This is a genomic window from Segatella copri DSM 18205 (assembly GCF_025151535.1).
Taxonomy (GTDB): Bacteria; Bacteroidota; Bacteroidia; order Bacteroidales; family Bacteroidaceae; genus Prevotella; species Prevotella copri.
In genome coordinates, this window is record NZ_CP102288.1 from 1963600 (window position 1) to 1990423 (window position 26824).

A 26824-nucleotide genomic window follows, 5' to 3' on the forward strand; every position below is an offset into this window, starting at 1 on the left:
ATATAAAAGTCCATTTCTCTTAAAAGGAAGCCTTTCAAATCCTTATGAATGAAATAGTCACAACGATTTTTCTCCGTATAAGTTGTAAGATGGCGCAGCAGCAATGTAGTGTGATTTTTCTCATCCACCTCCTTGGTCAACTCTTTGTATTCCACAGGGAGTTGTTCCAAAATATATGTATTTATATTGATTTTTCACTCCATCACATCCTCATTCTTAAGAAATTGGAACAGCCCCATAAAGACATAACCATTAGCATCCATATATGTGGCAATGTCATCGCCCACAATGATTATCTTGCGGAAAGAATCATCTATCTTCTTCAGCGAGGCAAGCTCTTGCTCACGCTTCTCTTCCGTTGGCAAAGAATATGCCGACTGGATGTAGTACTTGTTGAGACCATTCGTGGCAATGAAGTCTATCTCATACTGTTGGTAGGTACTCTTGCCATCACGCATCACCCGACTCTCCACCACACCGACATCCACCACATAGCCACGGATACGCAACTCATTGTAGATGACATTCTCCATGATGTGGGTAACCTCCTGTTGCCGGAAATTCAGTCGGGCATTACGCAAGCCGACATCCACCACATAATATTTCTTGATACTCTCATAATACTTCCTGCCTTTTACATTATAGCGGCGAGCACCCTCGAAGAGGAAAGCATTCTCCAAGCATTGCATATAGGAAGACACAGTATCCGCATCAAGCTTTACATGCTGCACACTCTCCAAAGTATTACGTATCTTGCTCGGATTGGTCAGCGATCCAATGGAAGAACATAAGGAATCCACCAAGCACTCCAAAGCCACACGATTCTTGATACCATTTCGCTCTACCACATCATCAAAGTATGTCTTTTGCCATAACCTTTGAAGATAACTCACCTTCTGCTCAGGAGTAGGATGATTACGAAGAGCAGGCATTCCTCCGTATGTATAATATTCCTTCCAAAGTTCGTTAATAGAATCAGACCTATCTGTGCAGAACTCCTTAAAGGAGAAAGGATAAACTCTCACCTCATCACCACGACCTCGAAAAATCGTATTGATGTCACTTGAAAGAAACTTGGAGTTACTGCCTGTGATATAGACATCAACATTGTCATGAGCATTCAAGCCATTCACAATACGCTCAAATCCCTCTACCATTTGTATCTCATCAAGAAATACATAATAGCTGGCATCTTCATCTATTATTTTGGAATAGAGATAGCGTTTCAGAACCATCGGATTGGTCAAATCCTCCCCAGTAATATCCTCATCCACATCAAAAGACACCATGATTATGTTTTTCTTAGGTACACCTTGACTAACCAAATAGTCATGATAAACCTTTTTCAGAAGCCACGACTTACCACATCGACGAGTCCCCGTTATGATTTTCACCTCACCATTGTCTCGCCGATGAATCAGCTTTTGCAGATAAATCTGTCTATTTACATACGTTGCCATAATCATTTATTCCGATTTTACTGCAAATTTACAATAAATTCCGAATAGGACAATCTTTTTGATAAGACAAAGTTATTTTTATAATATTTATTAACTAAACAAGCACTGAAAATCAGATAAATAAGGTATCTTTCCATCTTTTACCATAAAAGAAAGATCTACCCATAAGAGCTTATTCCATTCCGAATTTACTGTAAATTTGCAGTAAATTCGGAATGGGCAACCAACAAGTCATGCTTCCTTTATATAAAAGGATCGAGCAATGCCATCAAGTCAGCCTTCGACATCGCACCACTCTCCCGATACAGCACCTCGCCATTGCGGAAGAGCATCAAGGTTGGCACTGAGCGAATGCCATACTGTGCCGCCACATCATTGTGAGCATCTACATCTACCTTGATGATGCGAAGCTTGTCGCCCACCGTCTTCTTCAAGTCTTCCAACACAGGGTGCATCATCTTGCAAGGTTGGCACCATGTAGCAAAGAAATCAACCAATACCAGTTGATTGCCAGATATTACATCATTGAATGTTTCCATAAATTACCTTTTTTATAATATTTCACTTCTCTCTCAACATCCATTCCCACGTAGGAAGAACATGAACCTGCTTGCCATCTATCTCAAGTTCTTCCTTCTCCTCCATCGTAAGAATATATCCCTCAGCCAAGCCATAAGCATTCATGGCTTCCATCAGCCCCTCGATTTCTGGCTTGCGAGTTTTCTCATCATTCATGGCTATCGTTACCTGATAAGCCTTCATGATTCTCATGCCCTCCCTCACCACAAAGTCGCACTCCTTCTTATCTGCATGATAAAAAACATCATATCCGCGGCGTTTCAACTCGATGAACACGATGTTTTCCAACTTCACTCCCATATTGTCGGTGGCATTCAATCATTTATTTGCTTGCAAAAATACGATTTTTTAAGTAAACAACCAAACAAATCTTCATTTTTGTTCATTCAGAATGAGTAATTTCTATCATTTTTACTCATTCAGAATGAGTAATTCTGAGCAAAAATAGATAGTCTCATCCTCATCACATACCTCCCACTGCGAATTGCCAAGGGTGAGATGGATGATAACAATGTTGTGACTTATATGATGCAAGGAAGCAATTATGACGATACAAGGAAGCAATTATGACGATGCAAGGAAGCAATTATGACGATGCAAGGAAGCAATTATGACGATGCAAGAAAGCTATTATAAAGATTGCGTGACATTTGTCATGTGATTATACGACACTTATCATACGGTCGGATGACAAATGCCGTATACTCACATGACATATACCAATGTTTAAATAAACCTAATAGTTTACACCAAAAGATACAAGTTATCACATTATTATATATATTTGCATCATCTTTCATAGAAGACAAAGAATATAGAAAACAACGAACCATCAAACAACAAGAAATATGGAACTGAAATACGATATTTACACTCTCAACAATGCCCAGGGCACAGGAGAAAAGCGCCAATACGTTCGTATCGTGCAGCATGAACCTATGACCGAGAAGCAACTGCAAGAGAAAATCCAGAACCGCTGCTCACTCACCAAGGGAGATGTGGCTGCGGTGTTGGCAGAGCTTCACGACCTTATGGTGGAAGAATTCTCCATGGGACGCCGCTTTTATATCCCAGAGATAGGCTACTTCTCCATGTCGGCTAGCCTAGAGATGCCAGAGGAGAATCCAGACAAGAAGATTACGGGCAAGGAAGTACGCATCACCGGCATCAACTTCCGACCAGAAGGTAAGCTAATGGAGGAAGTACAGCGCAACGTCCATTTCGTCCGCTCCCGCTATTCCAACCAATCTACAAAATACTCTGAGGAAAAGCTATTGGCGAAAATCAAGGAGTATCTCCAAGAGAACCGCTATATCACCACTCGCATCCTGCGCATCCTCTTTGGCTTGACTCCTTACATGGCTCAGAAGTGGCTCAACCATTTCTGCGAGAAAGGCATCATGGAGAAGGAAGGCACCCAGCATGCTCCTATCTATTTCTTGAAGTGAAGGGCGGAAGAAATTCTATATTTCAATTTAATCATCATTATCATGACAAAGGAAGAGCTGATAGACAGAATCAACGACATCGAATGGGAGGACTTCGAGGCTAAGGAGGCCAAGAGCGAACTCCCTAAGAATATATGGGAAACCGTAAGTGCATTCGCCAACACTTCCGGCGGATGGATAGTGCTTGGAGTGAAGCAGAATGGCAAGAAGTTTGAAATATCAGGAGTTGACAATGCAGAGAAGTTGGAACAAGAGTTCTTGGGCACCTTGCGTTCCCAAAAGTTCAATGAGCCAGTCGATGCCAAGAGCATGCTCTATCATATAGATGGACATAAGGTTTTGGCATTTCATATCGCCTCATCACCCCACAAGCCTATCTACTATAACAATCCACAGAATACATTCATCCGATTTGGCAGTGGAGACCAGCGAGCAACCAATGGTGAGATAACCGCCATGTTTCATAACCAATCATTCGGCATCAAGTCTGAGCAGATACTCTTAGACTCCAATCTCTCCATGCTCAACGAGGATACCATTCGCGACTATCGCAATTACTTCAAGCTATACAGTCCTCGACCTAATCTGATAGGCAATGACATCGCCGACTTCTGCAAGCGCATCGGCATCGCCGATGATGAGGGACATCTGAATTATGGCGGCTTGATATGCTTTGGCAAAGAAGAATGGGTTCGCCGCTATGTCCCTACGTTTTGGATGGACTTGGTGGAGATTCCTGGCAGAAGCGTGAGAGAAGCACGAACTCGCTATACCTATCGCATCCCAGAGCAAGAGAACCTTTGGGAGTATTTTCAGATTATGATTAGGAGACTGCGCCTCATCGTGGATACTCCATTCATGATGAACGACGAGGGATTCAATGTGGAAGACCGCTCGCAATTCAAGATTCTGAGAGAGGCATTGGTCAATATGCTCTCCCACTTCGACCCTTTCAGCACCATTCACTCCTGCATCCATATCTACACCGACAGAGTCGAGTTCTTCAATGCAGGTGGCTATCCTGTGCCTATATCCCAACTGGGCAACCATCTCTATTCTAATCCTCGCAACCCGATTATCGCCAAGATATTCAGACTGGTTAATCTATCAGAGACTATCGGCTATGGTTTCGATATGATGAACGAGTGGAAAGAAATCACAGGCAATAACGTAACTTTCGAGAGTGATATTTGTACCAGCACTGTCACTTTTTGGCTGGATAGTGACAAAGCTAGTGACAGAGCTACTAACAGAGCTACTAACAGAGCTACTAACAGAGCTACTAACAGAGCTACTAACAGAGCTGAAGGTGATAATACATATACAGATGCAACAGACAAAGTTGTATCCATTCTTAAGTTCTGCAAAGAACCAAAATACAGAAAGGAAATATACGATTTAATTGGTGTTACGTATCAACAATGGAACTTCAAGGCATTCATCGAACCTTTGCTACTTCATGATTATCTGGAACTTACGGTACCAGACAAGCCGACAAGTCCTAAGCAACAATACAGAACAACCAAAAAGGGACTTTTGTTCTTGGAGACTGTATAAACAGTAACAGATCTAGTAACAGAGCTAGTAACAAAGCTAGTAACAGAGCTAGTAACAGAGCAATAGTAACTATGTCGGTAACCATGTTGGTAACTATGTCACAAAAAATATAATATACAATGAGCAACTTAACATTATCAATAACAACCATCGGTGATTTACTTCTTCGCCAGAAGATAACGAATGGTGATAAGCCCATAGAAGATGTTAGCCTCAACATCCCTATCTATCAGCGACCATATAAATGGACAGCACGCAATGCCATCCAATTGCTTGATGACATCATCGAAGCGATGAATAGCAACAAAGAAAAGTATAGAGTAGGCACTCTCATCTTGCACCAGCAAAAAGGAGACCGTTATGACATTGTAGATGGGCAGCAACGTACCATCACATTCTCTCTGTTATTAACTGCATTAGGCGAAAAGAATATCAGTTTCTTACAGCAGTCAGTTTACAACAATGAGCATAACTGTCGTAATATTCCAAACAATTATCAGGCTTTGTGTCGCCGCATAGGTAAGAAGTCTGAAGATAAAAATGATGAGCACGAGAAGGAAAAAGAAAGATTGAAAGGGTATATTGAAAATAATTGCGAACTGATTGTTGTAATTACAAAAGATATATCAGAAGCTTTCCAATTCTTCGATTCTCAAAATGCTCGTGGCAAGGCTCTCTATCCTCACGACTTGTTGAAGGCATATCATCTACGAGAGATGGCAGGTGTAAGCGAAGAAGAAACAGAAAAAATTGTCAAAGGATGGGAACAAGTCTCCCAAAGCAACTTGGCTAATCTTTTTGGCAACTATCTCTATCGCATCAAGGAATGGGTAAATGGTAACAAAGCTAATGTACTCAATGAACATAACATTCAAATGTTCAAGGGCATTACTCGTTATGCCAAAACTCCTTATGCCCAGTTCTTCAAGGCAGCATATTGCTATGCCGACATGGTAAATTCATCTGCAATGCCATTTGTATCAGGCATACGTAACATCAACGCTTTCCAATTGAATACACCAATCATTGCAGGTAAGCCTTTTTTCGAATATACCAAACATTACTATAACATCTTGAAAGATATTCAAGACAATAGTAAGTACGAAGGTTTTTACATCAACGACAATGAGATTGTAAAGACTCTCGATAAATATTTCAAGCGAGGAACGGGGAATGGCATAGCACGTTTGCTGTTTGACACATCAGTCTTGCTTTACGTAGATCGGTTCTGCCCTAAAACTTACCCATCCAAGGAAGATTTGGCACAATTTGAGCAATTCGTAGTCTATGCCTTCATTTGGGCTTACTCTCTGAGAGCACAGTATAGAAATTTGGGCTGGTTGTCTGCGCAGAATTACATTATGGGCGAAAGCAACAAATTTGGTATCATCAATGGCTTTAACATGTACCAATTAATTGCTCGACAAGATTCCCCAACATCCCTTCTCAGTGCCCTTGCCGACAAATTATGTTCTCTATCAATCGGAGACATATATGACGGTAGAGTACTTGAAAGCAGCAGTACTAGCAAAAATATAGATGCCAAAGATGAGAATGAAATTTCTTGCAATTACCTCTATTTCTTCAAGGAAAATGGATTTTATAAATAATGACAAGCATGAAAGATTTATCACATATTCTGAAAGAATGTTCTGTAAAAGACATCTATTATGTCAATAGTGGAACAGTTACCTACTACAAAATTCCCATCTATCAGCGTAATTACGCCTGGGAACGAGATGAGATTTCTGCATTAATAAAGGATATCTATGACTCCATGGTCATAGACAAGCCTATATACTATATCGGAACACTTGTAACCTTTAAACGTGACGAGAATGTATTCGAGGTTATAGACGGACAACAACGTCTTACTACAATATACATTATCCTCACTGCTATGGGAGAGAAGGTTACCAACAAACTTGCATATTCCTCACGCAAAGCTTCTACTCAAACCATAGAAGTCATGTCTAAGTTTGAGAAAAATAAGGAAGTAAAAGATTCTGATTTTGGGGAGGAATATGACCTTGGCATAAAGAATGGCTATAACTTTGCCAAAGAAGCACTAAAGGAAATAGTAGGTGAAAATCAAGTTGATATGGACAAATTCAAGGAGTATTTTTTGAACCATGTGCATATCATACATTATCGTGTGCCTAAGGATGTTGAGTTGAATCATTATTTTGAAGTAATGAACTCTCGTGGCGAGCAACTTGAAAAGCATGAAATTGTAAAAGCCAAATTGAGTGATCAACTGAAGAATGACAATAAAGCGATGGAAAAGTTCTGCAAAATTTGGGAGGCTTGTAGCGATATGAGTTTCTATATCCAACAAAAGTTACCTAACATGACTGAGATATTCGGTAAAGATATGAGCAACTTCAAGTTGGAGAGATTTGACGATTTTCCTATTGCGCCACAACAATTAGACAACTCCTTTGGGATGAAGACAATAGAAAAACTACTCGATATTCCTGTAAAAAAGGAAAAGGAGGTGAGCGAAATTGACTATAACGATTCGTTCCAACCAATCATTGATTTTCCAAATTTTCTGTTGATTGTTCTCAAAATTACAAGAATGCAAGAGAAAGATTTTAATCCATCAGACTTCACACTCGATGACAAGGAACTTATCAATGAGTTTGACAAAGTCAAGCTCACTCCAGAATTTGTCAAGCAGTTTGCCTATAACCTGCTATTGGCAAAATATTATCTCGACAACTACATGGTGCACCACATAAATGGTGAAGATAAAGCCATTGAGAATCCTTGGAAACTACAATATTACTGCAAGAAGGGCAAGTCTGCCTACATGGCAGATTTGATTGACAATGACAAGTCTAAACAAAGAGAGTTGGTTCATCTTTTATCTATGTTTGAGGTGGCATTTACAGCCAAGCAACGCAAGAACTATCTCTTCTACTGCTTGTTGCACCTATTCCAGGACTGGAATGAAGATAACTATTTGAAGTTCGTGAGAAATTTAGCAGACAAGTACTTCTTCGATGTATATTTGGATGCAAACAAACTGAATGAAAGAAACCAGCCAAAGCCAAATAGTTTCGATGAAACCATCATTCGAAATGGCAAACAGAGTGTTGAATTGGAAAATGTGGATCGTCCCTTCGATGATGTCTATCCCAAAGGTTCAAGCAATATACCTCTCTTTGTATTCAACTATACCGACTATAGATTGTGGAAGAAATACGCAGAAGAATTGCGAGGAAACAGAGCCAAGAAAGGTTCAAAAGCTAGAATTGAATTCTTTACCGCCTTGGGATGCAGCGACTTTGGCCTTGATACATTTGACAATTTCTATTTCTCTCGAACTCGCAAAAGCCTTGAGCATTACTATCCTCAGGCAAAAGCTGGAGAAGATAAGCCTATCACATCAGAAGAGATAAACTGCTTTGGCAATTTTGCCATGATTGGTTCCGATGCCAATAGTTCTGGCTCCAACTGGAATCCTATAGATAAGAAGAATCGTTATCTTGATTCCAAATCAAATCAAGTAAGCGTGGCTTCCTTGAAATTTAGAATCATGCTACAGATGTGTCAAGACAATTATGATGAAGGCATAAAAAATGGTATCAAGCGTGAATTTGGATACGAGTGGAATGCTGAAGATATGCAAAAGCATCAGGAAAAGATGCTATGCATCATCATGCAACCAACGCACTAGAATTACGCAATTTAAATAGGAAGGAAATATGAAACATTCATTAAATAGAGAAGAACTTATTGAGCAGCTAAAGGAATTGGCTGCTCAAGAACTGCCAACGTATCTTGCAAATAATGGAATCATGAAATAAAAGGGGAAAGTGCCAAATCACTTTCCCTCTTTCTCCTCCATCCATTCTTCCAACACCTTGCAATATTCATCGTTTTGCTCGACAAATGGCATGTGGCGGGCTCCTACGAAGAGATGCCACTTGGAATCGGAGATACCATCATAGAGGGTCTTTGCCACCAAAGGAGTGCAGAGGTCGTTGGTGCCACTCATCACCAAGCATGGCACTTGTATCTCGCCAAGGCGGTCGGTGTAATCATAATCACGGAGCGTACCAGTAGGAGTGTATTCATTTGGTCCCCAACCATGGAGATAAGCCTCAGCACCAGCACGCTTCTTCCGGCGAAGACACTCAGGACTATCCTCCGTCACCTCACCGGCACAATGCAGGAGCATGAAGTGTTCATTCGCCTTGGCATACGCCTCGCTCGAAAAGTCATCCTTCGCCTCAGCCTCAGCGATGGCACGCTGGTCTTCCTCCGACATAAACTTAATCATGCGATGTTGCTCACTTGCCCAAAGCTTGCTGCTCGAAAGAGTGCTGCTGAGGATGGCTGACTTCACGCCCTTTGCTTGCTTCTCTATCAGATAGATGATGGCGAGCATGCCACCCCACGACTGTCCCAAGAGATGAAAATGGTCGATGTGGAGATAGTCGATGAGCGCACAGAGTTCGTTGAGCCAAATCTCAGGAGTCCAGAGTTCGGGATGTCCCTCCACAAATGAGTTGCCACAGCCCAACTGGTCGTACATGATGACAGCTCTACCTGATTCCGCTACCCTATCCAATAGCTCGAAATAGTTGTGGGTACTGCCTGGTCCACCATGCAAGAGGATGATAGGGCTCTTGCCCTCCTCTGTTTTACCTACGATACGATAATATGTTTGATAGCCCATGAAGGGCATATATCCTTCCTTGATTTCCATTGTCTTCAAATGTTTTTATTGTTACCTAAACTGTGTTATCTAATTTTGCTGCTCCTATACCTTTTATATAGTCTTCATTATTCTTCATATTCGGTGGAGTTTTGAAAAGACATGTATATCACATTTATCATGTGCATATATTATGATGTGCAAAAATATAAAAAATATGGCAATTAAACAAATATATCTTGCTTATTTTATCAAAAGAACTTAAATAATTTGGCTGTTTCTAGCTAATGCAATATCTTTGCATTCTAAATAATAATGAAATCAAATAAAAATAGAATATATGTTTAGTGGAATCGTAGAAGAAATGGCTACCGTCGTAGCTATCAGACATGATAAGGAGAACATCGACTTCACATTGAGATGCTCTTTTGTTGATGAACTCGGCATCGACCAGAGCGTGGCCCATAATGGTGTGTGCCTCACCGTAGTGGAAATAAAAGATGGCACGTATACCGTTACCGCCATGAAGGAAACCCTGGACCGCAGTAATCTGGGACTGCTCAAGGTAGGCGACAAGGTGAACGTAGAGCGTTCTATGGTGATGAACGGCCGTCTGGATGGTCATATCGTACAGGGACACGTGGACGAGACTGCCAAATGTATCGCAATGAAAGACGCTGATGGCTCTACTTATTTTACTTTCGAATATGAGCTCAATAAGGAAATGGCAAGAAAAGGCTATTTCACGGTGGACAAGGGCAGCGTTACCGTTAACGGCGTTTCGCTCACCGTCTGTGATCCTACAGACAACACATTTACCGTCGCTATCATCCCTTATACCAGAGAGAATACCAACTTCTGCGACATCGAATTGGGAACGGTAGTGAATATAGAATTCGACATTCTGGGCAAATATATCGCTCGACTAAAGAGCTTTGAATAAGCCAGCAAAGTGAAGTACGGACGTTCTAAAAAACTTGCACATTTCTTGCGTTTTGCGCACAAAGCAAGACTAAATGGGCATTTTTTTTATAAAATATTTGCGTAAGCCATAAAAAAGTGTTACTTTTGCCCCGTGTTTTGTCCCAAATTGAACATTGGACAGTAACTTATTGGACGATAGCAAGTCTGACAATCGCACTAGACGACGTACAACTTGAGTACTGAGCACTAACAAACTTAGGAATTATAACAATAACCATTTTTAAAAATATGAGTTTAAAAATCGTAGTACTTGCCAAGCAAGTACCTGACACAAGAAATGTGGGTAAGGATGCGATGACCGCCGAAGGCACCGTAAATCGTGCTGCCCTTCCTGCAATCTTCAATCCTGAAGATTTGAACGCATTGGAGCAGGCTCTCCGATTGAAAGAGCAGAATCCAGGTTCTACAGTTGGAATTTTGACCATGGGTCCTCCACGTGCTGGAGAAATCATCCGCCAGGGTCTTTATCGTGGTGCTGATACGGGTTGGTTGCTTACCGACCGTCTCTTTGCCGGTGCTGACACATTGGCTACTTCCTATGCCCTTGCTACTGGTATCCAGAAGATTGGTGACGTTGACATCGTGATCGGTGGTCGCCAGGCTATCGATGGTGATACAGCCCAGGTAGGCCCGCAGGTGGCTCAGAAGTTGGGATTGAACCAGGTAACCTACGCAGAGGAAATCCTCAAGGTAGAGGATGGCAAGGCTACTATACGCCGCCTCATTGATGGTGGTGTGGAGACTGTTGAGGCTCCATTGCCATTGGTTATCACCGTAAACGGAAGTGCTGCTCCATGTCGCCCATGCAACGTGAAGCTCGTAATGAAATATAAATACGCTACCTGCCCTATGGAGCGCAAGGGTGATGAGCCTTGGGCCAACCTCTATGAAGAGCGCCCTTACCTCACTCTGAACCAGTGGAGTGTTGCCGATGTTGACGGCGACCCTGCACAGTGCGGTTTGAGCGGTTCACCTACCAAGGTGAAGGCCGTGAAGAACATCGTGTTCCAGGCTAAGGAAAGCAAGACCTTGACCAGCAGCGATGAAGACATCGACGGACTGATGAAGGAATTGTTGAACGAAAGTATTATCGGATAATTTTGAAAAGACAATGAACAACGTATTTGTATATTGCGAGGTAGAAGGCACAACCGTTGCCGAAGTATCTCAGGAATTGCTCACCAAGGGTCGTAAGCTCGCTAACCAGCAGGGCGTGGAGCTCCATGCCATCGTAGCTGGTACCGGCATCAAGGGGCAGGTAGAGGATCAGATTCTCCCTTATGGTGTAGATAAATTATTTGTTTTCGATGCTGAGGGATTGTTCCCATATACTTCAGCTCCTCATACAGACATTCTCGTCAACCTCTTCAAGGAGGAGAAGCCTCAGATAGCATTGATGGGTGCTACCGTTATCGGTCGCGACCTCGGTCCTCGTGTTTCTTCTTCATTGACCAGCGGTCTTACCGCCGACTGTACAGAACTTGAAATCGGTGATTACGACGACAAGAAGAGCGGCAAGCACTACGAGGGTCTGCTCTATCAGATTCGTCCTGCCTTCGGTGGTAACATCGTGGCTACCATCGTAAACCCAGACCACCGTCCACAGATGGCTACAGTCCGCTCTGGCGTGATGCAGAAGAGCATCTACGAGGGTGAGTGCAAGAAGGAAGTAGTTTACCCTGAGGTAAGCAAGTATGTTCCTGCTGAGGACTTCGTAGTAAAGGTACTCGACCACCACGTAGAGGCTGCCAAGCACAACCTGAAGGGTTCTGCCATCGTCGTAGCCGGCGGTTATGGCGTAGGAAGCAAGGAAGGCTTCGACCAGCTCTTCGAATTGGCTCATCTCCTCCATGGTGAGGTAGGTGCTTCCCGTGCTGCAGTAGATGCAGGTTGGGTAGATCACGACCGTCAGATTGGTCAGACTGGTGTTACCGTTCATCCTAAGGTATATATCGCTTGCGGAATCTCTGGTCAGATTCAGCACATCGCCGGTATGCAGGATTCAGGCATCATCATCTCTGTAAACAACGATCCTGATGCTCCAATCAACAAGATTGCCGACTACGTTATCAACGGCAATGTTGAGGATGTGGTTCCTAAGCTCATCAAGTACTACAAGCAGAATTCAAAGTAAATAATATACAAGGAGTTAAGAAGTTAAGGAGTTAAAGTAGTTAAGACAATAGTATTTGTATGTTTAGATTCGAAGATATTTATGCTTGGCAGAAGGCTCATGCTTTTGTATTACTCGTTTATCGGGTAACAGGACATTTTCCTGAAGTGGAGCAATTTGGATTGATTTCCCAGTTCAGAAGAGCAGCAGTGTCTATCGAAGCAAACATTGCAGAAGGCTATAAGAAGCTTAGCAAAGCTGACAAACTCCGTTTCTTCAATATTTCGCAAGGAAGCCTTGAGGAATGTAGAGATTACATTATCTTATCAAGAGATTTAAATTTCTTGCAGAAAGGTGAATTTGAGGCATTATGCATGAGTATTGAAGAAGCTAGTAAACTTCTAAATGCATATTGCAAAGGTGTTATAAACAATAGTGCTATCAGCTAGCATTTTAGGAGATAAAGGTGTTGTCTTAACTCCTTTAACTCCTTAACTCCTTTAACTCCTTCCAAAAATAAAAAAATATGGCTAATTATTATACAGACCATCCTGAGATAGAGTTCCACTTGAATCATCCGCTTATGAAGCGTGTTGTGGACTTGAAGGAAAGAAATTATGTAGAAAAAGACCAGTTTGAAGATGCTCCTGTCAACTACGAGGATGCCATCGAGAACTACAAGCGATTGCTGGATATTACCGGCGATGTAGCTGCTAACATCATCGAACCAAACTCTGAGGATGTTGACCTCGAAGGTCCACACTTGGAGAACGGCCGCATGATCTATGCCAGCAAGACATTCGAGAACCTCGATGCTACCCGCAAGGCTGGCCTCTGGGGCTTGTCAATGCCTCGTCGTTACGGCGGTTTGAACTTGCCTAACGCCATCTTCTCTATGGCTTCAGAGATCATCGCTGCAGCCGATGCCGGTTTCCAGAACATCTGGTCGCTCCAGAGCTGTATCGATACTCTTTATGAGTTCGGTTCTGAGGAGCAGCGCCAGAAGTACATCCCTCGCATCTGCGCTGGCGAGACCATGAGTATGGACTTGACTGAGCCTGATGCAGGTTCTGACTTGCAGCGCGTGATGCTGAAGGCTACACAGGATGAGGACGGCACATGGCGTCTGAATGGTGTGAAGCGTTTCATCACCAATGGTGACTCAGACATCCACCTGGTTCTGGCCCGTTCAGAGGAAGGCACCAAGGATGGTCGTGGTCTTTCTATGTTCATCTACGACAAGCGTGATGGTGGCGTAACCGTTCGTCACATCGAGCACAAGTTGGGTATTCACGGTTCTCCTACCTGCGAGTTGGTTTACAAGAATTCCAAGGCAGAGCTTTGCGGTAACACCCGTCTCGGTTTGATTAAGTACGTGATGGCTTTGATGAACGGTGCCCGTCTGGGTATCGCTGCTCAGAGTGTAGGTGTTGAGCAGGAGGCTTACAACGAGGGCCTGGCTTATGCCAAGGAGCGTGCTCAGTTTGGTGAGAAGATCATCAACTTCCCAGCTGTATACGACATGCTTTCAAGAATGAAGGCTAAGTTGGATGCAGGCCGTTCACTCCTCTACTGCTGCGCTCGCTACGTAGATATCTACAAGGCTTTGGAAGACATCGCCCGCGACACTAAGCTCACTCCAGAGGAGCGTCAGGAGATGAAGAAATACACCCGCTTGGCTGATGCATTCACACCATTGGCTAAGGGTATGAACTCAGAGTATGCTAACCAGAATGCATACGATGCCATCAGCATTCACGGTGGTTCTGGTTTCATCATGGAGTACAAGTGCCAGCGCCTGTTCCGTGATGCCCGCATCTTCTCTATCTACGAGGGTACCACCCAGCTTCAGGTTGTTGCAGCTATCCGCTACATCACCAACGGCACTTATCTCAGCATCATCAAGGAGATGCTGGAGAGCGAGGTTTCAGAGGATTTGAAGCCATTGAAGGAGCGTGTTGCCAAGCTCGTAGATCTTTACGAGGCAGCCATCAACAAGGTGAAGGAAGCTAACGATCAGGCAATTCACGACTTCCTGGCTCGCCGTCTCTACAATATGACTGGCGACATCGTAATGTCTCTCCTCATCCTCGACGATGCTACTAAGGCACCAGAGATGTTTGCCAAGAGTGCCAACGTATATGTTCGCATGGCAGAGGAGGAAGTTCTCGGCCATTCTGCATACATCCAGAACTTCAAGGCAGAAGACTTGGAAAACTTCAAGGCGTAAGATATTGACAGGAATTAGATAATTAAAAAAGTCCGTGGGCTATGAATGCTGACGGACTTTTTGTATTTTATATCAATATAGTTTAGCAATCTCTAGAATACAACAAATTACGGGGGAACAGAACATTTTTACTTAAAAAAATCGGGGGAACGGAATATTTTTGCTTAAAAAATTTCTGGGAATTGAACTTTTTTCATATATCCATCTCATTTTCAGTTATTTTTCGTATCTTTGCAGCAAAATAAAAGAAAGGAATATGGAACAAAGAATATTTAAACGTAAAATATACGATAAGATTCTCAAATGGAAAGAAGAGAATCATGGTAAGACTGCCCTTTTGATAGAAGGTGCTCGTCGTGTGGGAAAATCGACGATCGTAGAAGAATTTGCCCACAAGGAATACCAGTCATGCATCATCATCGACTTCAATAAAGCAAGAAAAGAAGTGAAAGAGCTTTTTGAAGACTTGATGGACATGGACTTGCTATTTCTGAAATTACAGCAAATGTATCACGTAGAATTGATTGACAGAAAATCTGTCATCGTTTTCGACGAGGTACAGCAATGTCCCTTTGCCCGCCAAGCCATCAAATATCTTGTGCAAGATGGTCGCTACGACTATATTGAAACTGGATCGCTAATTAGCGTAAAAAAGAATACACAAGGCATTACCATTCCAAGTGAAGAAGACAGAATAGAAATGTATCCCCTGGATTACGAGGAATTCAGATGGGCTGTCGGCGACCCTACATCCATGAGTATTCTTGCTAAGTTTTGGGAGAAAAAGACACCTTTGGGTGCAGCACATCGGGAAGCTATCAGAAACTTGCGTCTCTATATGCTAGTAGGTGGTATGCCACAAGCCATCAACATCTATCTTGACACCAATAACTTGAGCAAGGTCGATGAGAAGAAACGTAAAATTATCAAACTCTACGAGGATGATTTGCTAAAGATAGACCCATCTGGGCGAGCATCCAAAATGTTTCTATCCATACCAGCTGCGCTCTCTCGCAACGCTTCACGTTATGTTCCTTCTTCTGTAATCGGCAAAACAAACGAAGGAAAAATGATAGAACTGCTCAAGACATTGGAGGACAGTAAGATTATAAACATGGCGTACCACGTAGACGATCCAAATGTTGGGATGCCGTTGAGCACAAACTTTGATAAGTTCAAAATGTTTGTAGCTGATACTGGTTTGTTTGTAACTCTTGCATTCTGGGACAAGTCATTTACAGAGAACATTATCTACACCAAACTTCTAAACGACAAGTTGGCAGCCAACTTAGGGTACGTATATGAGAATCTTGCCGCTCAAATGCTTGCTGCTTCTGGAAACAGGCTCTTTTACCATACATGGAAAATGGACGAAAAGCATTACTTTGAGATAGATTTCCTCATTTCACATGGCAATAAGCTATGTCCAATCGAAGTAAAGTCCTCTGGTTACAAGACTCATGCCTCGCTCGATAATTTCTGCGAGAAATATTCGAAGGTCATAGCACAACGCTATTTGGTCTACAATAAGGATTTACAAAAAGATGGCAACACATTGTTGATACCTTTTTATATGGTACCATTCATCTAAGGAAAGTCCGTGAACAATTTTTTGTCACGGACTTTTTATATTCATTTTACAAGCAAAGTTCAAACAACCGTTAAAAAACAAGCCTAAAAGAAAAATTTCTTTGCAAAAATGATGCTATTAGCAAAGAAATGACTATATTTGCAATGTCTAGCTCGGCTAAAAGCCCTTAATGGGCAAAGGTTGGGCAGACATACATATCGGTAAAAGGCGTTTTTGGACGCTTTGGTTTTGATGGTGTGAGAATCTCGCAAGTTCATCGACAAGTCAAGAACAAAGCAACGGGAACGCCCCAAGGGATGTATTATATACAGCCCTCATTGTCTTCGGATGCCAAAACATTCGTTGGTAGGGAGGGTATACTATATACTTACATCGGCGTAGGGGCTTTCAGCGTTGTTCGTTTCAGACTTGTCGGGCAATGCGAGAGCCTTCACATCATGATGCGAGCAACAGAATGGCTCTACGCTTTTTTCGTATGTATCAACCAAAGAAACAATGACTAAAAGAAAGCAACGGAGCCTTTGCTTAATGATTTTCCTATGGATAATACTTTACTAGAAAAACTCAAAAATGAAATCTCTACATTTTTTGAGAATTCCATCTCTATGCAGGGTTGGAAGAAAACGGTTCTCTCTGCATTATTTGTTCTGTTTGCAGGTATTTCTAGCTTTGCTCAAAGTTCCACCATTTTAGATGGTCAGGACCTTTTGCAACAGATTTCTGGTTGGGAATGGGTAGCTTGCGAAAAAAAGGAGAATCTTACGACTACTTATCCTGTAGCTCTAGAATATTCGTCTTACTCATCCCATCTACAGTACAAGGTAATAAAAAATAGGGCTGTCTATGCTGAAGACGGAAATCTGAAAGGCATCATATATTGTTTAAGATATGTACAATATTTTGAAGATCCTAGCCGTATATCAGAAAGAATAGATAGGGAAGTGGCCTCTGAGCACGAAAAACAACAAGAAGAGTATGAAAGTAAGGAGTTCGACGAGTGGGTGAAAGGTATCACCAATAAAATACATAATTCCACATCATTTCCTGAGGGATGTTTCATTATGAATTTGTACTCGCAAGGCAGTGAAGAACTTGGCCCTTCTCAATTCAATATTACAAAGCAGTGGACTATTGAGGATATTAAGCGTTATAACGGCGGGCAACCTCTCCCTCTTTTTGCTGTTTTCAGGATAGTTAAGAAAAATGCAAAATTAATGGGCGATATCCCTAGCTATCTAAAGTCTATAAGGTTGAAAGAAAAGGACTTGAAGGCTCTTAATGAATATATCGACTTACTTAACGCCGATAGCAAAAACTGCACTTTTTCTATAGAAGAGAGTGAAAATGGTGATTATGCTGTAGTAGGAAAACGTACAAATGTTGTTGACAAGTTGCAATTTGATGATAGCCAACTAAAGAAAGACATGTGGAAAGAACATTTAAACGGTATAGTTGGTCCAACCAGTACTGAACTACAAGAGGTAAAGGAAGCGACCGATTCGCTCAAAATCGCATTGGCTATTGCCGATTATAAAAATAATAAATATAACATTAATAAAGAATCGCAAGCTGTTCGTGTCGAAATAGAAAAGCAATTGGGAATAAGAAAACCTGAAATAAAGTCATCAGGAGATACTGAGGCTAAAAAGAAATGGGGTGAGACCCAGGCTATCAAGATAATGTGCAGACACTTAGGGGTGGCATACGCAACTGGAATGACCAAAGAAAAATTGGCTGCCGCGGTAAAAAGGAAATATCAGAATCTTGACGAGATGGCACTTGCTGCCAAGTTGCAAAAAGCTATTTTTGCTGCACAAGTTGAACTTGCAAGTAATGCTTCCGCATTGATTAACAGTATGCCTGCTGTTGATAATGCTAATGTGTCAACTGCCAATCGCTATATACAGCAACTAAACCATGATAATTCAAAATGGACAAGCTACATAAAGAGTATAACTAGAATAGATGACACATCTTTTAAGCTTACCTATGGAGAAGGTAATGACAATAAATATGTAACGATAAAGTATGAAACAGATATGCCGTTCTGTTATAAATATGAAATAATTGTCGACTAATTCTGAGGCTGTAAAAGAGTGTGTTACCCTGTTTTTATCGACCTTGTTCGATGAAAGCAGGGTAGACATATACATATTGGTAAAAGGCGTTTTTGGACGCTTTAGTTTTGATGATTAGAGATTCTTGCAAGAATCTTTCTATCGTGGAACAAGCAACAAAATGGCTCTGCGCTTTTTTCGTATGTATCAACCTTATAAGCAAAAACTTAAATGAAGACAATGGAGCCTTTGTCATCAACGACACTTATATTATGGATCAAAATATCACTTTCAATCCTGTATATACAGCTACTCCTCCATGTGAAGAACAAGTTTTGTTTACATTGAAACCATCCATTCTAGGCTATTGGCCTCTCGTGCTAGCAATTCCTGCAGCAGGATTATTTTCTCTTTGTGCACTAGGACTGGTTGGCGCTATGTATAACGAATGGTACTCTAAGCCTCAATGGGCTAGGGATATTGCATGGCAATTTGCGTCGGAAGCTAAGAGGTCAGAGATGAGGCAAGAAATGTTCTTAGGCGTATTTTTGTTATTGTTCTTTTCAGTTCTTGCTTATTTCCCAATTAAGTATATCGTTAAGTCTGTCAGACAATTAACAGGAAAGAGAGTCATAATAACGAACTCTCAAATATATTATATTAATAAAGGTAAGACCAAGGCATATTCTATAGGGCAAATTGTGGCCTATGCAGGAGATAAAAGTGGTTTCTTCAAGGATATTAGTTACTCCCTAAATACAAATGAAGTTATCTCAGTTGAGAATGTCAAGGCATCAGATGTTGATGCTGCAAACAACTATATAAGCAATTCAGTAAACTCTAAATAGAAATGAAGTACATTATATTAATGATAACTTTTATGTTGTCTTACGGCTATTCTCTTGCTCAATCTAAAGTCTATGGTGATTTTGATGGCGACGGTAAGAAAGAGTATGCTTACTTGGTTTATCCGAAGACTTATATAAATAAGGATGGAGACTTTGTTTATGAAGGAATGCCAAAGCCTGCATATACTTATATCAAGTTTTCCAAAAAGTCAATACCTGCCATAAAGATAAAGGACTGTTTGGGTGGGAAACTTCAAAACTTGGGTGACTTGAATGGTGACAAGCGAGATGATATTGGACTGTGGTATGACTGGTTATCTTCTGATTGGAATCCTTATGGTGCTTGGATGCTAAGAGGAAAAACATGGCGCATGGTAGCCAAACCATTAGAAATTCATGGTATGATGTGGGATAAGAAAGGGAACAATTTCAAGCCTATACAAAAGGCTGGATTGGGCAAGGTTAAGGTATACTATAATAGTTGGAGTAAAGATTACGAACAAATTCTCATCAAACAAAAGGTTGTTAGTATCTACCCTTAACATGATTTTCTGCTATTACTTCTCGCCATCGAAGGGGCAGCAACATACTTTTGAAGAGGATGATTTGTCATCTTCGGTATCCAATAGAAGAGCTTGTTTACTAATCTCAATGGTGAGCTCATAAACCAACCAAACGCCTCAACAACGTCATTTCAAAATTCCCCTTGGATTGCCTTTGGCAGTCCAAGGGGGATTGATATTATTTTTTCTTGCTATTACTTCTCGCCATAGAAGAATTTGCCACATACTTTTGCAGTGGATGATTAATCATCTCCGGAATCCAATAGAAAAGCTTATATAAATACAAGTATTAGCTTCTGCACTTTTTACTTACCATTTTTTTTGTATATTTAGCTCCTATTTTTTACTACTTCCATCTTTTTATGCAAAAAATGCCATTTTGTTTTGTCGATTTAACAAAATAATCGTATTTTTGCAAAACAAATTAAACAATATCGGAAATATGATACAAAAAGAAGTTATCAGAGAAATACTAATATAGAAGTAGATTTTTATATACCAGATGCAGCAATGGCTATACAAGTAAGCTACAATCCCAAAAAATCTACAGAAACTTGGGAAAGAGAATCTACAGCCCTTATCAAACTTTCCAAGGTATTGGATTGCAAGCGTCTCATAATCCTAACTTACGAGTTGGAAGAAGAGATTGTTGTAAAAGACAAGAAAATAGAAGTGATACCTGTATGGAAATGGTTACTTGATTTATAGCTATTATCCAGAACGTCAAGGCGTAAAGATTGTATCTTTTCTCCCAATGTACCATGCTGAGGTGGTATCTTTTCGTCTAATATACCATGCTGAGGTAGTAACCTTTCGTCCTAAGGTCGTAACCTTTCTCCTAAGGATACCACCTTGGAGGTTCTTATATAATAAGTGCTACGACCTTGCCCTTTCTTCTCGATAAATCCAAGATCGCAGAGCTTATGAATCTCCAAGCGTGCACGGGCATGAGTAATCGAAGAATCCAGCTGGCGATAAGTAGCATTATCTATCACACCCACTTCTCTCACGAAGACTAGAGCCAGCTTCTGCTCATTCACCAAGCCAAACTCGGCATATTGAGCCAACCACTCCATATTCTCCTTGCTGAGGAAATGATGGAGCAGAAGTCTTGCCGTAAACTTATTCGCTTCATGGTTCGACCCTAAAGTTGGTATACAGTTGTACAGCTAAAAAGTGTATAGTCGTACAACTAAAAGGTGTATAGTTGTACAACAAAAAGGTATATAGTCGTACAACTAAAGGGTATATAGTCGTACAACTAAAGGGTATATAGTCGTACAACTAAAAGGTGTATAGTCGTACAACTAAAGGGTGTATAGCCGTACAACTAAAGGGTGTATAGTCGTACAACTAAAGAGGGTTGTCACTAGGCTCAGCAGACCATCCGACTGCAGTCAGCAGACCTGCTGACTAGGCTCAGCAGAGCTGCTGACTGCAGTCGGAATCTTCTAGAAACAGGCTTCGTATACTTAATATATTAGTTCATTGAATCTGATTAAACGCCTTTCGTTACTTACCCAGTCGTCTCGGTGCGTTTATTCAGTCATATTAGGCTTTAGCAGTAAATGATAATCTCTTTTTATAATCACAGCCATTCCCGAAAAGTGAACCAAATAACAAAAATCAGGAATAGGGATTTTCCCTTCTACTTTAGGGAATCCTTCTCTTTTTATTTCAAAAGAAAGCTGTACTTTTGCAACCATAAAACAATATAATAACTTATAAAAACTGTATCGCTTATGAAAAAAAATGAAGTGATGGCACTCATCGCCACAACCATATTGATGTTTTCCGTATGCCTCTCGGCTTCGGCTAAAGGAAAAAGAAACGTAGAGCGCGGAATGACCAAACAGGAAGTGATTGCCATCTTGGGAGAGCCTAAGCTCACCAGTTTCGACATGTTTGGGGACAAATGGGAATATGCCAAATATAATAATCTGTTTGGAGATTCCAAGTACATCACGGTCTTCTTCGACAGAAACGGAAAGGTTGTGCAGTACGATACAAGAATCATAGAACCCAACAGCCAGACGTCGAATGTACAGCAGCCACAACATCCTACTCCACCCATCTACGATGGAAGATGTGATCCAGATAGCAGAATGGATTACGGCTATTGTCTCGATGATGCTTCCTTCACCAAACTATATAATAAGGTGAAGAAGGCAAGCTTTGATGACAACAAGTTCGACCTGATAGAAATGGCTAGCCTCGGCTGTTATTATTCCTGTGCCCAAACCGTCAGTATGATGAATATATTCACTTTTGGCGACAGCAAGATGAAAGCCCTCAGACTGATGGCTCCCCATATCATAGATTTGCAGAATGCCACTATCATCTATCAGCAATTCAGTTTTGAAAGCGAAAAGCAAAAGGTAGGAGAAATATTAAGAAGCAGCAGAATATCTCCTCAAAACTTGCATATTCAATGAAAAAGCATTAATTTTGCACTCAAAAATTGCAAAATAAATGAATACAAAGATATTATCAAAAGACAAAGACCCGATGGGTGCCGCTATCCTTGATTATCAGAAATCGGGAAGAGCAGAAAGATTACGTGTGCTCTCTTCTATGTTCGAAGAGGACGAAATGCCGGTGAAACATCTCTTCAGAAAAGTTGAAGAGATGCCGATGCTGGAGCAGAAGGCCTTGCAACTCACAAAAGGACGTGTACTGGATATCGGAGCCGGCAGCGGCTGCCATACGCTCGCCTTGCAGGAGAAAGGCTTGGAGGTAAAAGCCATTGATATTTCTCCTCTGAGCTGCGAAGCGATGGAACTGAGAGGAGTAAAGAATGCGGAATGCATCAATCTTTTCGATGAACATCTGGAAACAGGGTTCGATACCATCCTCCTCCTGATGAACGGAACGGGTATCGCCGGAAAGATAGAACATCTCCCTACCCTCTTCAACCGTCTCAAGGCTTTGCTCAACAAGGGCGGACAGATTCTTATCGATTCCTCCGACCTCAAATATATTTACGAGAATGAAGACGGAAGTTTCGACATCAATCTGAATGGTGCCTACTATGGTGAAGTGGATTATCAGATGATTTACAAAGACATTAAGGGAGACTGTTTCGACTGGCTCTACGTAGATTTCCCATTGCTCAAATCCATCGCCGAAACCTGCGGCCTGCATGGCGAACTCGTGGCAGAAGGCGAACATTACGACTATCTGGCAAGAATTTGCTAAGCATATAAAGATAAAAGGAGTTAAGATGATGGTCTTAACTCCTTTTTATCTTTTCTTTCTATTTAATCGTCGAAATCGTGACGTCCGAGAAATCATTCATATAATCCAGAATCTCCAGCGTATGGAACCCCCGTTTGGCTTTTATTTCAATGCTCGCCTCCACAAATTCTTCCTTAGAAAATCTCCGTTCTTTCAGTTCGTAAGAATGAACTTCCATGCCTTTCTGTTTGATTTTACTGATGAATTCCTTCACGCTGTCCCTTGATGGAGCAGAGAAATTCAGTTCGATGGTAGAGGTTCCCAACTGCGGTATCAGATAATTCAGCACCTCCAGTCCCATCAACACCATCATCGTAGTAATAGCTGCAGCCACATACATTCCCGTACCGCACGCCAAACCGATGGCTGCCGTCACCCACAGGCCAGCAGCCGTAGTCAAGCCCCTGACCACATTCTTCTGGAAGATGATTGTACCGGCGCCCAGGAATCCGATACCCGAAACCACTTGGGCAGCAACGCGCGAGGAATCCTTCAGATCAAAGCCAAATCCATACTGGGAAACTACACAGAAAAGGGCACTACCCAGGGCTACAAGGAAGTGAGTGCGGAAGCCCGCTTCCTTGGCACGGTATTCTCTTTCGATGCCTATCGCTCCTCCTAAAATGAGAGCTAGAGACAGGCGAAGAGTCAGGTCTATATAGGTTGCATCCATATTATTCCTTTCTTTTTAAAAGATGAAAGAAGCATCACAAAATGCCTCTATTTGATGTTATCGTTGCAAATATACAACTTTTCTTTGAAAGAAAGGCGAGAATTTCAAAAAAATAATGTATCTTTGCAACTGTTAGTGCCAAACTCGGCAATTTATTCACAAATACACATTTATTTATATACATGGCAACAGTTGACGACAAGAAGATCATCTTCTCAATGGTGGGCGTATCTAAGATTATCCCACAAAACCAGAAACAGATTCTGAAGAACATCTACCTATCGTTCTTCTACGGAGCAAAAATCGGTATCATCGGTTTGAACGGGGCCGGTAAATCTACGTTGATGAAAATCATCGCAGGACTTGAGCAACCTACCCAGGGTGAGGTGGTTTGGAGCCCAGGCTACTCTGTGGGCTACTTGCCTCAGGATCCTCCGCTCGACGAGAACAAGACCGTGAAGGAAAACGTGATGGAGGGTGTGCAGAAAATCTATGATGCACTGGCAGAATACGAGGACATCAACAATAAGTTCGGTCTCGAAGAATATTACGGAGACCCTGATAAGATGGACAAGCTGATGCAGCGTCAGGCTGAGGTGCAGGATATCATTGATGCTACCGATGCCTGGAACATCGACTCCAAGCTGGAACGTGCGATGGCTGCCCTGCACTGTCCTCCTGGCGATTGGCCTGTTACCAATCTCTCGGGTGGTGAGCGCCGCCGTGTGGCTCTCTGCCGCCTGCTCCTGCAGAAGCCGGATGTACTCCTGCTCGATGAGCCTACCAACCACCTGGATGCTGAGAGCATCGACTGGCTGGAGCAGCACCTGCAGCAGTATGAGGGTACCGTCATCGCCGTAACCCACGACCGTTACTTCCTCGACGACGTGAGCGAGTGGATTCTGGAGTTGGACCGTGGCGAGGGTATTCCATGGAAGGGCAACTACTCTTCATGGCTCGACCAGAAGACCAAGCGAATGATTCAGGAGGAGAAGACTGCCTCTAAGCGCCGCAAGACATTGGAGCGCGAGTTGGAATGGGTTCGCATGGCGCCTAAGGCCCGTCAGGCTAAGGGTAAGGCTCGTCTGAACTCTTACGAGCAGATGCTCAACCAGGAGCAGAAGGAGCGCGAGGAGAAGCTGGAGATCTTCATCCCTAACGGTCCTCGTCTGGGTAACAAGGTGATTGAGGCGCAGCATGTAAAGAAGGCGTTCGGCGAGAAGGTTCTCTTCAACGACCTCAACTTCATGCTTCCTCCTAACGGCATCGTAGGTGTAATCGGTCCTAACGGAGCCGGCAAGACTACCCTCTTCCGTCTCATCATGGGCTTGGATCAGGCAGATGGCGGCACATTCGAGGTGGGTGAGACCGTGAAGCTGGCTTATGTTGACCAGCAGCACAAGGACATCGACCCTCAGAAGACTGTTTACGAGGTGATTTCCCAGGGCAATGAGACCTTGCGTCTGGGTGGCAGAGATGTGAATGCACGTGCTTACATCAGCCGTTTCAACTTCTCAGGCACCGACCAGAGCAAGCTCTGCAGCGTTCTCTCGGGTGGTGAGCGCAACCGTCTGCAGTTGGCCTTGGCATTGAAGCAGGAGGGTAATGTTTTGCTCCTCGATGAGCCAACCAACGATATCGACGTGAACACGCTGCGTGCCTTGGAGGAAGGTTTGGAAGCATTTGCCGGCTGTGCAGTGGTTATCAGCCACGACCGCTGGTTCCTCGACCGTATCTGTACTCACATTCTTGCCTTCGAGGGCAATGGTGAGGTCTTCTTCTTCGAGGGCAGCTATTCTGAGTACGAAATCAACAAGGCGCGCCGCCTGGGCGATACAGAGATCAAGAAGGGTCGCTATCGCAAGTTGATGGAGGAATAAAGATTCGAAAAAGAAAAAGAAGAACTCGGTTTTGAAACAATAAAAAACAAAAGAAAAGGTGTGTCTTTGCTTAAGACACACCTTTTTTGTTTCTATGCAGCCGTTTTCAAAAGAAACTATCGCTATATCAGATTTACTTATAGATTTCTACGTCATCTACAGCTATATAAGCAGGCGCATTATAACCATACTGCCCCTTCATATCTTCTGAAGCCTCATAGTTTACCTTCAAGCTGCTAATCTCGCCAAGAGAAGAGAGATCAACATACTGCCAGCTCTTCAAAGAGTTTGTACCATTCTGAACTGTGTACTTAACTGTACCTGTAGATGTAGTACCATCAGCCTTGAAGCCTTCGAACACGACAGAGATTTGGGTAGAACTTTTAGCCTTTGCACAGAAGCCATTGCCATTAGCCATCACATTGAGGAAGTAGGTACCATTGGTAATCCAAAGGCCTTTCATGGTGTGAACCTTACTATCCTTAAAGTCAAGAACAGGAGCATTATATCCATCTATTGAACCAAAAATCATCAAGAAGTTGCTGCCAGAGTGAGCTGCAAGATCTACAGGAATAGAAAGCTGTGTATTAGATGTACCTTCAGCAATGGTACTATGATAGTTAGAAACAGCAGCACCACCATTCCAATAAGCCCATGAGCCATAGCCATTATTTATCTTTGAATGCAAAGAAGTTGTAGCATCAGTCCACTCATACACACCATTATCCTCTGTAAAGCCGCTACCACTCTCTCCATAGAGCATCTTTCCACCATACTGAGGATTATCTATCAATGCATTCCAGTTACTACCCTCGAAAGTGATGGTCTCATACTTAGGAGTGTTGTCATCGTCGTCGTCACTACATGCTGTGAAGAAACTAGTGGCACACACAAGTGCCAACAAATAAAAATACTTTTTCATCATTGTTGTTTTG

Annotated in this window: 25 protein-coding genes; 17 read left to right on the forward strand and 8 right to left on the reverse strand. The window is 42.2% G+C overall.

Annotation, left to right across the window (positions count from 1 at the left end):
* Positions 1-194 precede the first annotated feature (194 nt).
* The 3 genes from NQ544_RS08360 to NQ544_RS08370 all read right to left on the reverse strand — a co-directional run bounded on the left by NQ544_RS08360 (position 195) and on the right by NQ544_RS08370 (position 2339).
* Positions 195-1460 (reverse strand): ATP-binding protein, encoded by a 1266-nt coding sequence (locus NQ544_RS08360; RefSeq protein ID WP_040552944.1) that lies wholly within the window; start codon positions 1458-1460, stop codon positions 195-197.
* Positions 1461-1702: 242 nt separating this feature from the next.
* Positions 1703-1999 (reverse strand): thioredoxin, encoded by a 297-nt coding sequence (gene trxA / locus NQ544_RS08365; RefSeq protein ID WP_006847073.1) that lies wholly within the window; start codon positions 1997-1999, stop codon positions 1703-1705.
* Positions 2000-2021: 22 nt separating this feature from the next.
* On the reverse strand, positions 2022-2339 hold the full coding sequence (locus NQ544_RS08370; RefSeq protein WP_006847072.1) for an ATP-binding protein: 318 nt from the start codon (positions 2337-2339) through the stop codon (positions 2022-2024).
* 548 nt (positions 2340-2887) lie between these two features.
* On the opposite strand from NQ544_RS08370, the gene NQ544_RS08375 reads away from it, so the two are divergent.
* From NQ544_RS08375 to NQ544_RS08390, 4 genes are all read left to right on the forward strand, one after another.
* Positions 2888-3487 (forward strand): HU family DNA-binding protein, encoded by a 600-nt coding sequence (locus NQ544_RS08375; RefSeq protein ID WP_006847069.1) that lies wholly within the window; start codon positions 2888-2890, stop codon positions 3485-3487.
* Between the two features lie 42 nt (positions 3488-3529).
* On the forward strand, positions 3530-5044 hold the full coding sequence (locus tag NQ544_RS08380) for an RNA/DNA-binding domain-containing protein (RefSeq protein ID WP_006847068.1): 1515 nt from the start codon (positions 3530-3532) through the stop codon (positions 5042-5044).
* A 119-nt stretch (positions 5045-5163) separates the two neighbouring features.
* Complete coding sequence (locus NQ544_RS08385) at positions 5164-6654, forward strand: DUF262 domain-containing protein (protein ID WP_006847067.1); 1491 nt, start codon at positions 5164-5166, stop codon at positions 6652-6654.
* A gap of 8 nt (positions 6655-6662) precedes the next feature.
* On the forward strand, positions 6663-8729 hold the full coding sequence (locus NQ544_RS08390; RefSeq protein ID WP_050758599.1) for a GmrSD restriction endonuclease domain-containing protein: 2067 nt from the start codon (positions 6663-6665) through the stop codon (positions 8727-8729).
* Between the two features lie 147 nt (positions 8730-8876).
* On the opposite strand, the gene pepI is transcribed toward NQ544_RS08390, so the two are convergent.
* Entirely contained in the window at positions 8877-9764 is an 888-nt protein-coding gene (pepI, locus tag NQ544_RS08395) for a proline iminopeptidase (RefSeq protein ID WP_006847065.1), read from the reverse strand.
* A gap of 289 nt (positions 9765-10053) precedes the next feature.
* On the opposite strand from pepI, the gene NQ544_RS08400 reads away from it, so the two are divergent.
* The 10 genes from NQ544_RS08400 to NQ544_RS08445 all read left to right on the forward strand — a co-directional run bounded on the left by NQ544_RS08400 (position 10054) and on the right by NQ544_RS08445 (position 20807).
* Positions 10054-10656 carry a riboflavin synthase gene (locus NQ544_RS08400; RefSeq protein WP_006847064.1) on the forward strand — a complete coding sequence of 201 codons (603 nt, stop codon included), beginning with the start codon at positions 10054-10056 and terminating at the stop codon, positions 10654-10656.
* Between the two features lie 269 nt (positions 10657-10925).
* Complete coding sequence (locus tag NQ544_RS08405; protein WP_006847063.1) at positions 10926-11795, forward strand: electron transfer flavoprotein subunit beta/FixA family protein; 870 nt, start codon at positions 10926-10928, stop codon at positions 11793-11795.
* Between the two features lie 13 nt (positions 11796-11808).
* The gene (locus NQ544_RS08410) at positions 11809-12831 is read left to right on the forward strand and encodes an electron transfer flavoprotein subunit alpha/FixB family protein (protein ID WP_006847062.1); all 1023 of its coding nucleotides are present in this window, start codon (positions 11809-11811) and stop codon (positions 12829-12831) included.
* 59 nt (positions 12832-12890) lie between these two features.
* Entirely contained in the window at positions 12891-13259 is a 369-nt protein-coding gene (locus tag NQ544_RS08415; protein ID WP_006847061.1) for a four helix bundle protein, read from the forward strand.
* Positions 13260-13336: 77 nt separating this feature from the next.
* Positions 13337-15040, forward strand: a complete 1704-nt coding sequence (locus NQ544_RS08420) for an acyl-CoA dehydrogenase family protein (protein ID WP_006847060.1) — start codon at positions 13337-13339, stop codon at positions 15038-15040.
* Positions 15041-15296: 256 nt separating this feature from the next.
* Entirely contained in the window at positions 15297-16631 is a 1335-nt protein-coding gene (locus tag NQ544_RS08425; protein WP_006847059.1) for an ATP-binding protein, read from the forward strand.
* A 539-nt stretch (positions 16632-17170) separates the two neighbouring features.
* On the forward strand, positions 17171-18709 hold the full coding sequence (locus tag NQ544_RS08430; RefSeq protein WP_006847057.1) for a hypothetical protein: 1539 nt from the start codon (positions 17171-17173) through the stop codon (positions 18707-18709).
* Positions 18710-18801: 92 nt separating this feature from the next.
* Entirely contained in the window at positions 18802-19536 is a 735-nt protein-coding gene (locus NQ544_RS08435; RefSeq protein WP_167529919.1) for a hypothetical protein, read from the forward strand.
* Between the two features lie 2 nt (positions 19537-19538).
* The gene (locus tag NQ544_RS08440) at positions 19539-20078 is read left to right on the forward strand and encodes a hypothetical protein (RefSeq protein ID WP_006847055.1); all 540 of its coding nucleotides are present in this window, start codon (positions 19539-19541) and stop codon (positions 20076-20078) included.
* A 531-nt stretch (positions 20079-20609) separates the two neighbouring features.
* Positions 20610-20807: a hypothetical protein gene (locus tag NQ544_RS08445; protein WP_006847054.1), complete on the forward strand. Its 198-nt coding sequence runs from the start codon at positions 20610-20612 to the stop codon at positions 20805-20807.
* Between the two features lie 110 nt (positions 20808-20917).
* Here NQ544_RS08445 and NQ544_RS08450 read toward each other — a convergent pair whose 3' ends face one another.
* Together NQ544_RS08450 and NQ544_RS08455 are read right to left on the reverse strand one after the other, a co-directional pair.
* Positions 20918-21175 (reverse strand): Fic family protein, encoded by a 258-nt coding sequence (locus NQ544_RS08450; RefSeq protein ID WP_006847053.1) that lies wholly within the window; start codon positions 21173-21175, stop codon positions 20918-20920.
* Between the two features lie 462 nt (positions 21176-21637).
* Positions 21638-21805, reverse strand: coding sequence for a hypothetical protein (locus tag NQ544_RS08455; RefSeq protein WP_006847052.1), 168 nt, complete (start codon positions 21803-21805; stop codon positions 21638-21640).
* Between the two features lie 36 nt (positions 21806-21841).
* On the opposite strand from NQ544_RS08455, the gene NQ544_RS08460 reads away from it, so the two are divergent.
* Together NQ544_RS08460 and NQ544_RS08465 are read left to right on the forward strand one after the other, a co-directional pair.
* Positions 21842-22534, forward strand: coding sequence for a DUF4476 domain-containing protein (locus NQ544_RS08460; protein ID WP_006847051.1), 693 nt, complete (start codon positions 21842-21844; stop codon positions 22532-22534).
* 37 nt (positions 22535-22571) lie between these two features.
* The gene (locus NQ544_RS08465; RefSeq protein ID WP_006847050.1) at positions 22572-23297 is read left to right on the forward strand and encodes a class I SAM-dependent methyltransferase; all 726 of its coding nucleotides are present in this window, start codon (positions 22572-22574) and stop codon (positions 23295-23297) included.
* Positions 23298-23355: 58 nt separating this feature from the next.
* Here the strand turns inward: NQ544_RS08465 and NQ544_RS08470 are convergent, their stop codons facing one another.
* On the reverse strand, positions 23356-24009 hold the full coding sequence (locus NQ544_RS08470; protein WP_006847049.1) for an MgtC/SapB family protein: 654 nt from the start codon (positions 24007-24009) through the stop codon (positions 23356-23358).
* 182 nt (positions 24010-24191) lie between these two features.
* On the opposite strand from NQ544_RS08470, the gene ettA reads away from it, so the two are divergent.
* Complete coding sequence (ettA, locus tag NQ544_RS08475) at positions 24192-25889, forward strand: energy-dependent translational throttle protein EttA (RefSeq protein ID WP_006847047.1); 1698 nt, start codon at positions 24192-24194, stop codon at positions 25887-25889.
* A gap of 133 nt (positions 25890-26022) precedes the next feature.
* On the opposite strand, the gene NQ544_RS08480 is transcribed toward ettA, so the two are convergent.
* A complete protein-coding gene (locus tag NQ544_RS08480; protein ID WP_040552843.1) occupies positions 26023-26814 on the reverse strand; it encodes a DUF4465 domain-containing protein in 792 nt (263 codons plus the stop codon).
* Positions 26815-26824: the final 10 nt, after the last annotated feature.

Coding starts and splice junctions, on each gene's coding strand:
- NQ544_RS08360 (WP_040552944.1), bottom strand. CDS start 1,460: ATGGCAACGTATGTAAATAGACAGATTTATCTGCAAAAGCTGATTCAT.
- trxA (WP_006847073.1), bottom strand. CDS start 1,999: ATGGAAACATTCAATGATGTAATATCTGGCAATCAACTGGTATTGGTT.
- NQ544_RS08370 (WP_006847072.1), bottom strand. CDS start 2,339: ATGGGAGTGAAGTTGGAAAACATCGTGTTCATCGAGTTGAAACGCCGC.
- NQ544_RS08375 (WP_006847069.1), top strand. CDS start 2,888: ATGGAACTGAAATACGATATTTACACTCTCAACAATGCCCAGGGCACA.
- NQ544_RS08380 (WP_006847068.1), top strand. CDS start 3,530: ATGACAAAGGAAGAGCTGATAGACAGAATCAACGACATCGAATGGGAG.
- NQ544_RS08385 (WP_006847067.1), top strand. CDS start 5,164: ATGAGCAACTTAACATTATCAATAACAACCATCGGTGATTTACTTCTT.
- NQ544_RS08390 (WP_050758599.1), top strand. CDS start 6,663: ATGAAAGATTTATCACATATTCTGAAAGAATGTTCTGTAAAAGACATC.
- pepI (WP_006847065.1), bottom strand. CDS start 9,764: ATGGAAATCAAGGAAGGATATATGCCCTTCATGGGCTATCAAACATAT.
- NQ544_RS08400 (WP_006847064.1), top strand. CDS start 10,054: ATGTTTAGTGGAATCGTAGAAGAAATGGCTACCGTCGTAGCTATCAGA.
- NQ544_RS08405 (WP_006847063.1), top strand. CDS start 10,926: ATGAGTTTAAAAATCGTAGTACTTGCCAAGCAAGTACCTGACACAAGA.
- NQ544_RS08410 (WP_006847062.1), top strand. CDS start 11,809: ATGAACAACGTATTTGTATATTGCGAGGTAGAAGGCACAACCGTTGCC.
- NQ544_RS08415 (WP_006847061.1), top strand. CDS start 12,891: ATGTTTAGATTCGAAGATATTTATGCTTGGCAGAAGGCTCATGCTTTT.
- NQ544_RS08420 (WP_006847060.1), top strand. CDS start 13,337: ATGGCTAATTATTATACAGACCATCCTGAGATAGAGTTCCACTTGAAT.
- NQ544_RS08425 (WP_006847059.1), top strand. CDS start 15,297: ATGGAACAAAGAATATTTAAACGTAAAATATACGATAAGATTCTCAAA.
- NQ544_RS08430 (WP_006847057.1), top strand. CDS start 17,171: ATGGATAATACTTTACTAGAAAAACTCAAAAATGAAATCTCTACATTT.
- NQ544_RS08440 (WP_006847055.1), top strand. CDS start 19,539: ATGAAGTACATTATATTAATGATAACTTTTATGTTGTCTTACGGCTAT.
- NQ544_RS08445 (WP_006847054.1), top strand. CDS start 20,610: ATGGCTATACAAGTAAGCTACAATCCCAAAAAATCTACAGAAACTTGG.
- NQ544_RS08450 (WP_006847053.1), bottom strand. CDS start 21,175: ATGGAGTGGTTGGCTCAATATGCCGAGTTTGGCTTGGTGAATGAGCAG.
- NQ544_RS08455 (WP_006847052.1), bottom strand. CDS start 21,805: ATGGTTGCAAAAGTACAGCTTTCTTTTGAAATAAAAAGAGAAGGATTC.
- NQ544_RS08460 (WP_006847051.1), top strand. CDS start 21,842: ATGAAAAAAAATGAAGTGATGGCACTCATCGCCACAACCATATTGATG.
- NQ544_RS08465 (WP_006847050.1), top strand. CDS start 22,572: ATGAATACAAAGATATTATCAAAAGACAAAGACCCGATGGGTGCCGCT.
- NQ544_RS08470 (WP_006847049.1), bottom strand. CDS start 24,009: ATGGATGCAACCTATATAGACCTGACTCTTCGCCTGTCTCTAGCTCTC.
- ettA (WP_006847047.1), top strand. CDS start 24,192: ATGGCAACAGTTGACGACAAGAAGATCATCTTCTCAATGGTGGGCGTA.
- NQ544_RS08480 (WP_040552843.1), bottom strand. CDS start 26,814: ATGATGAAAAAGTATTTTTATTTGTTGGCACTTGTGTGTGCCACTAGT.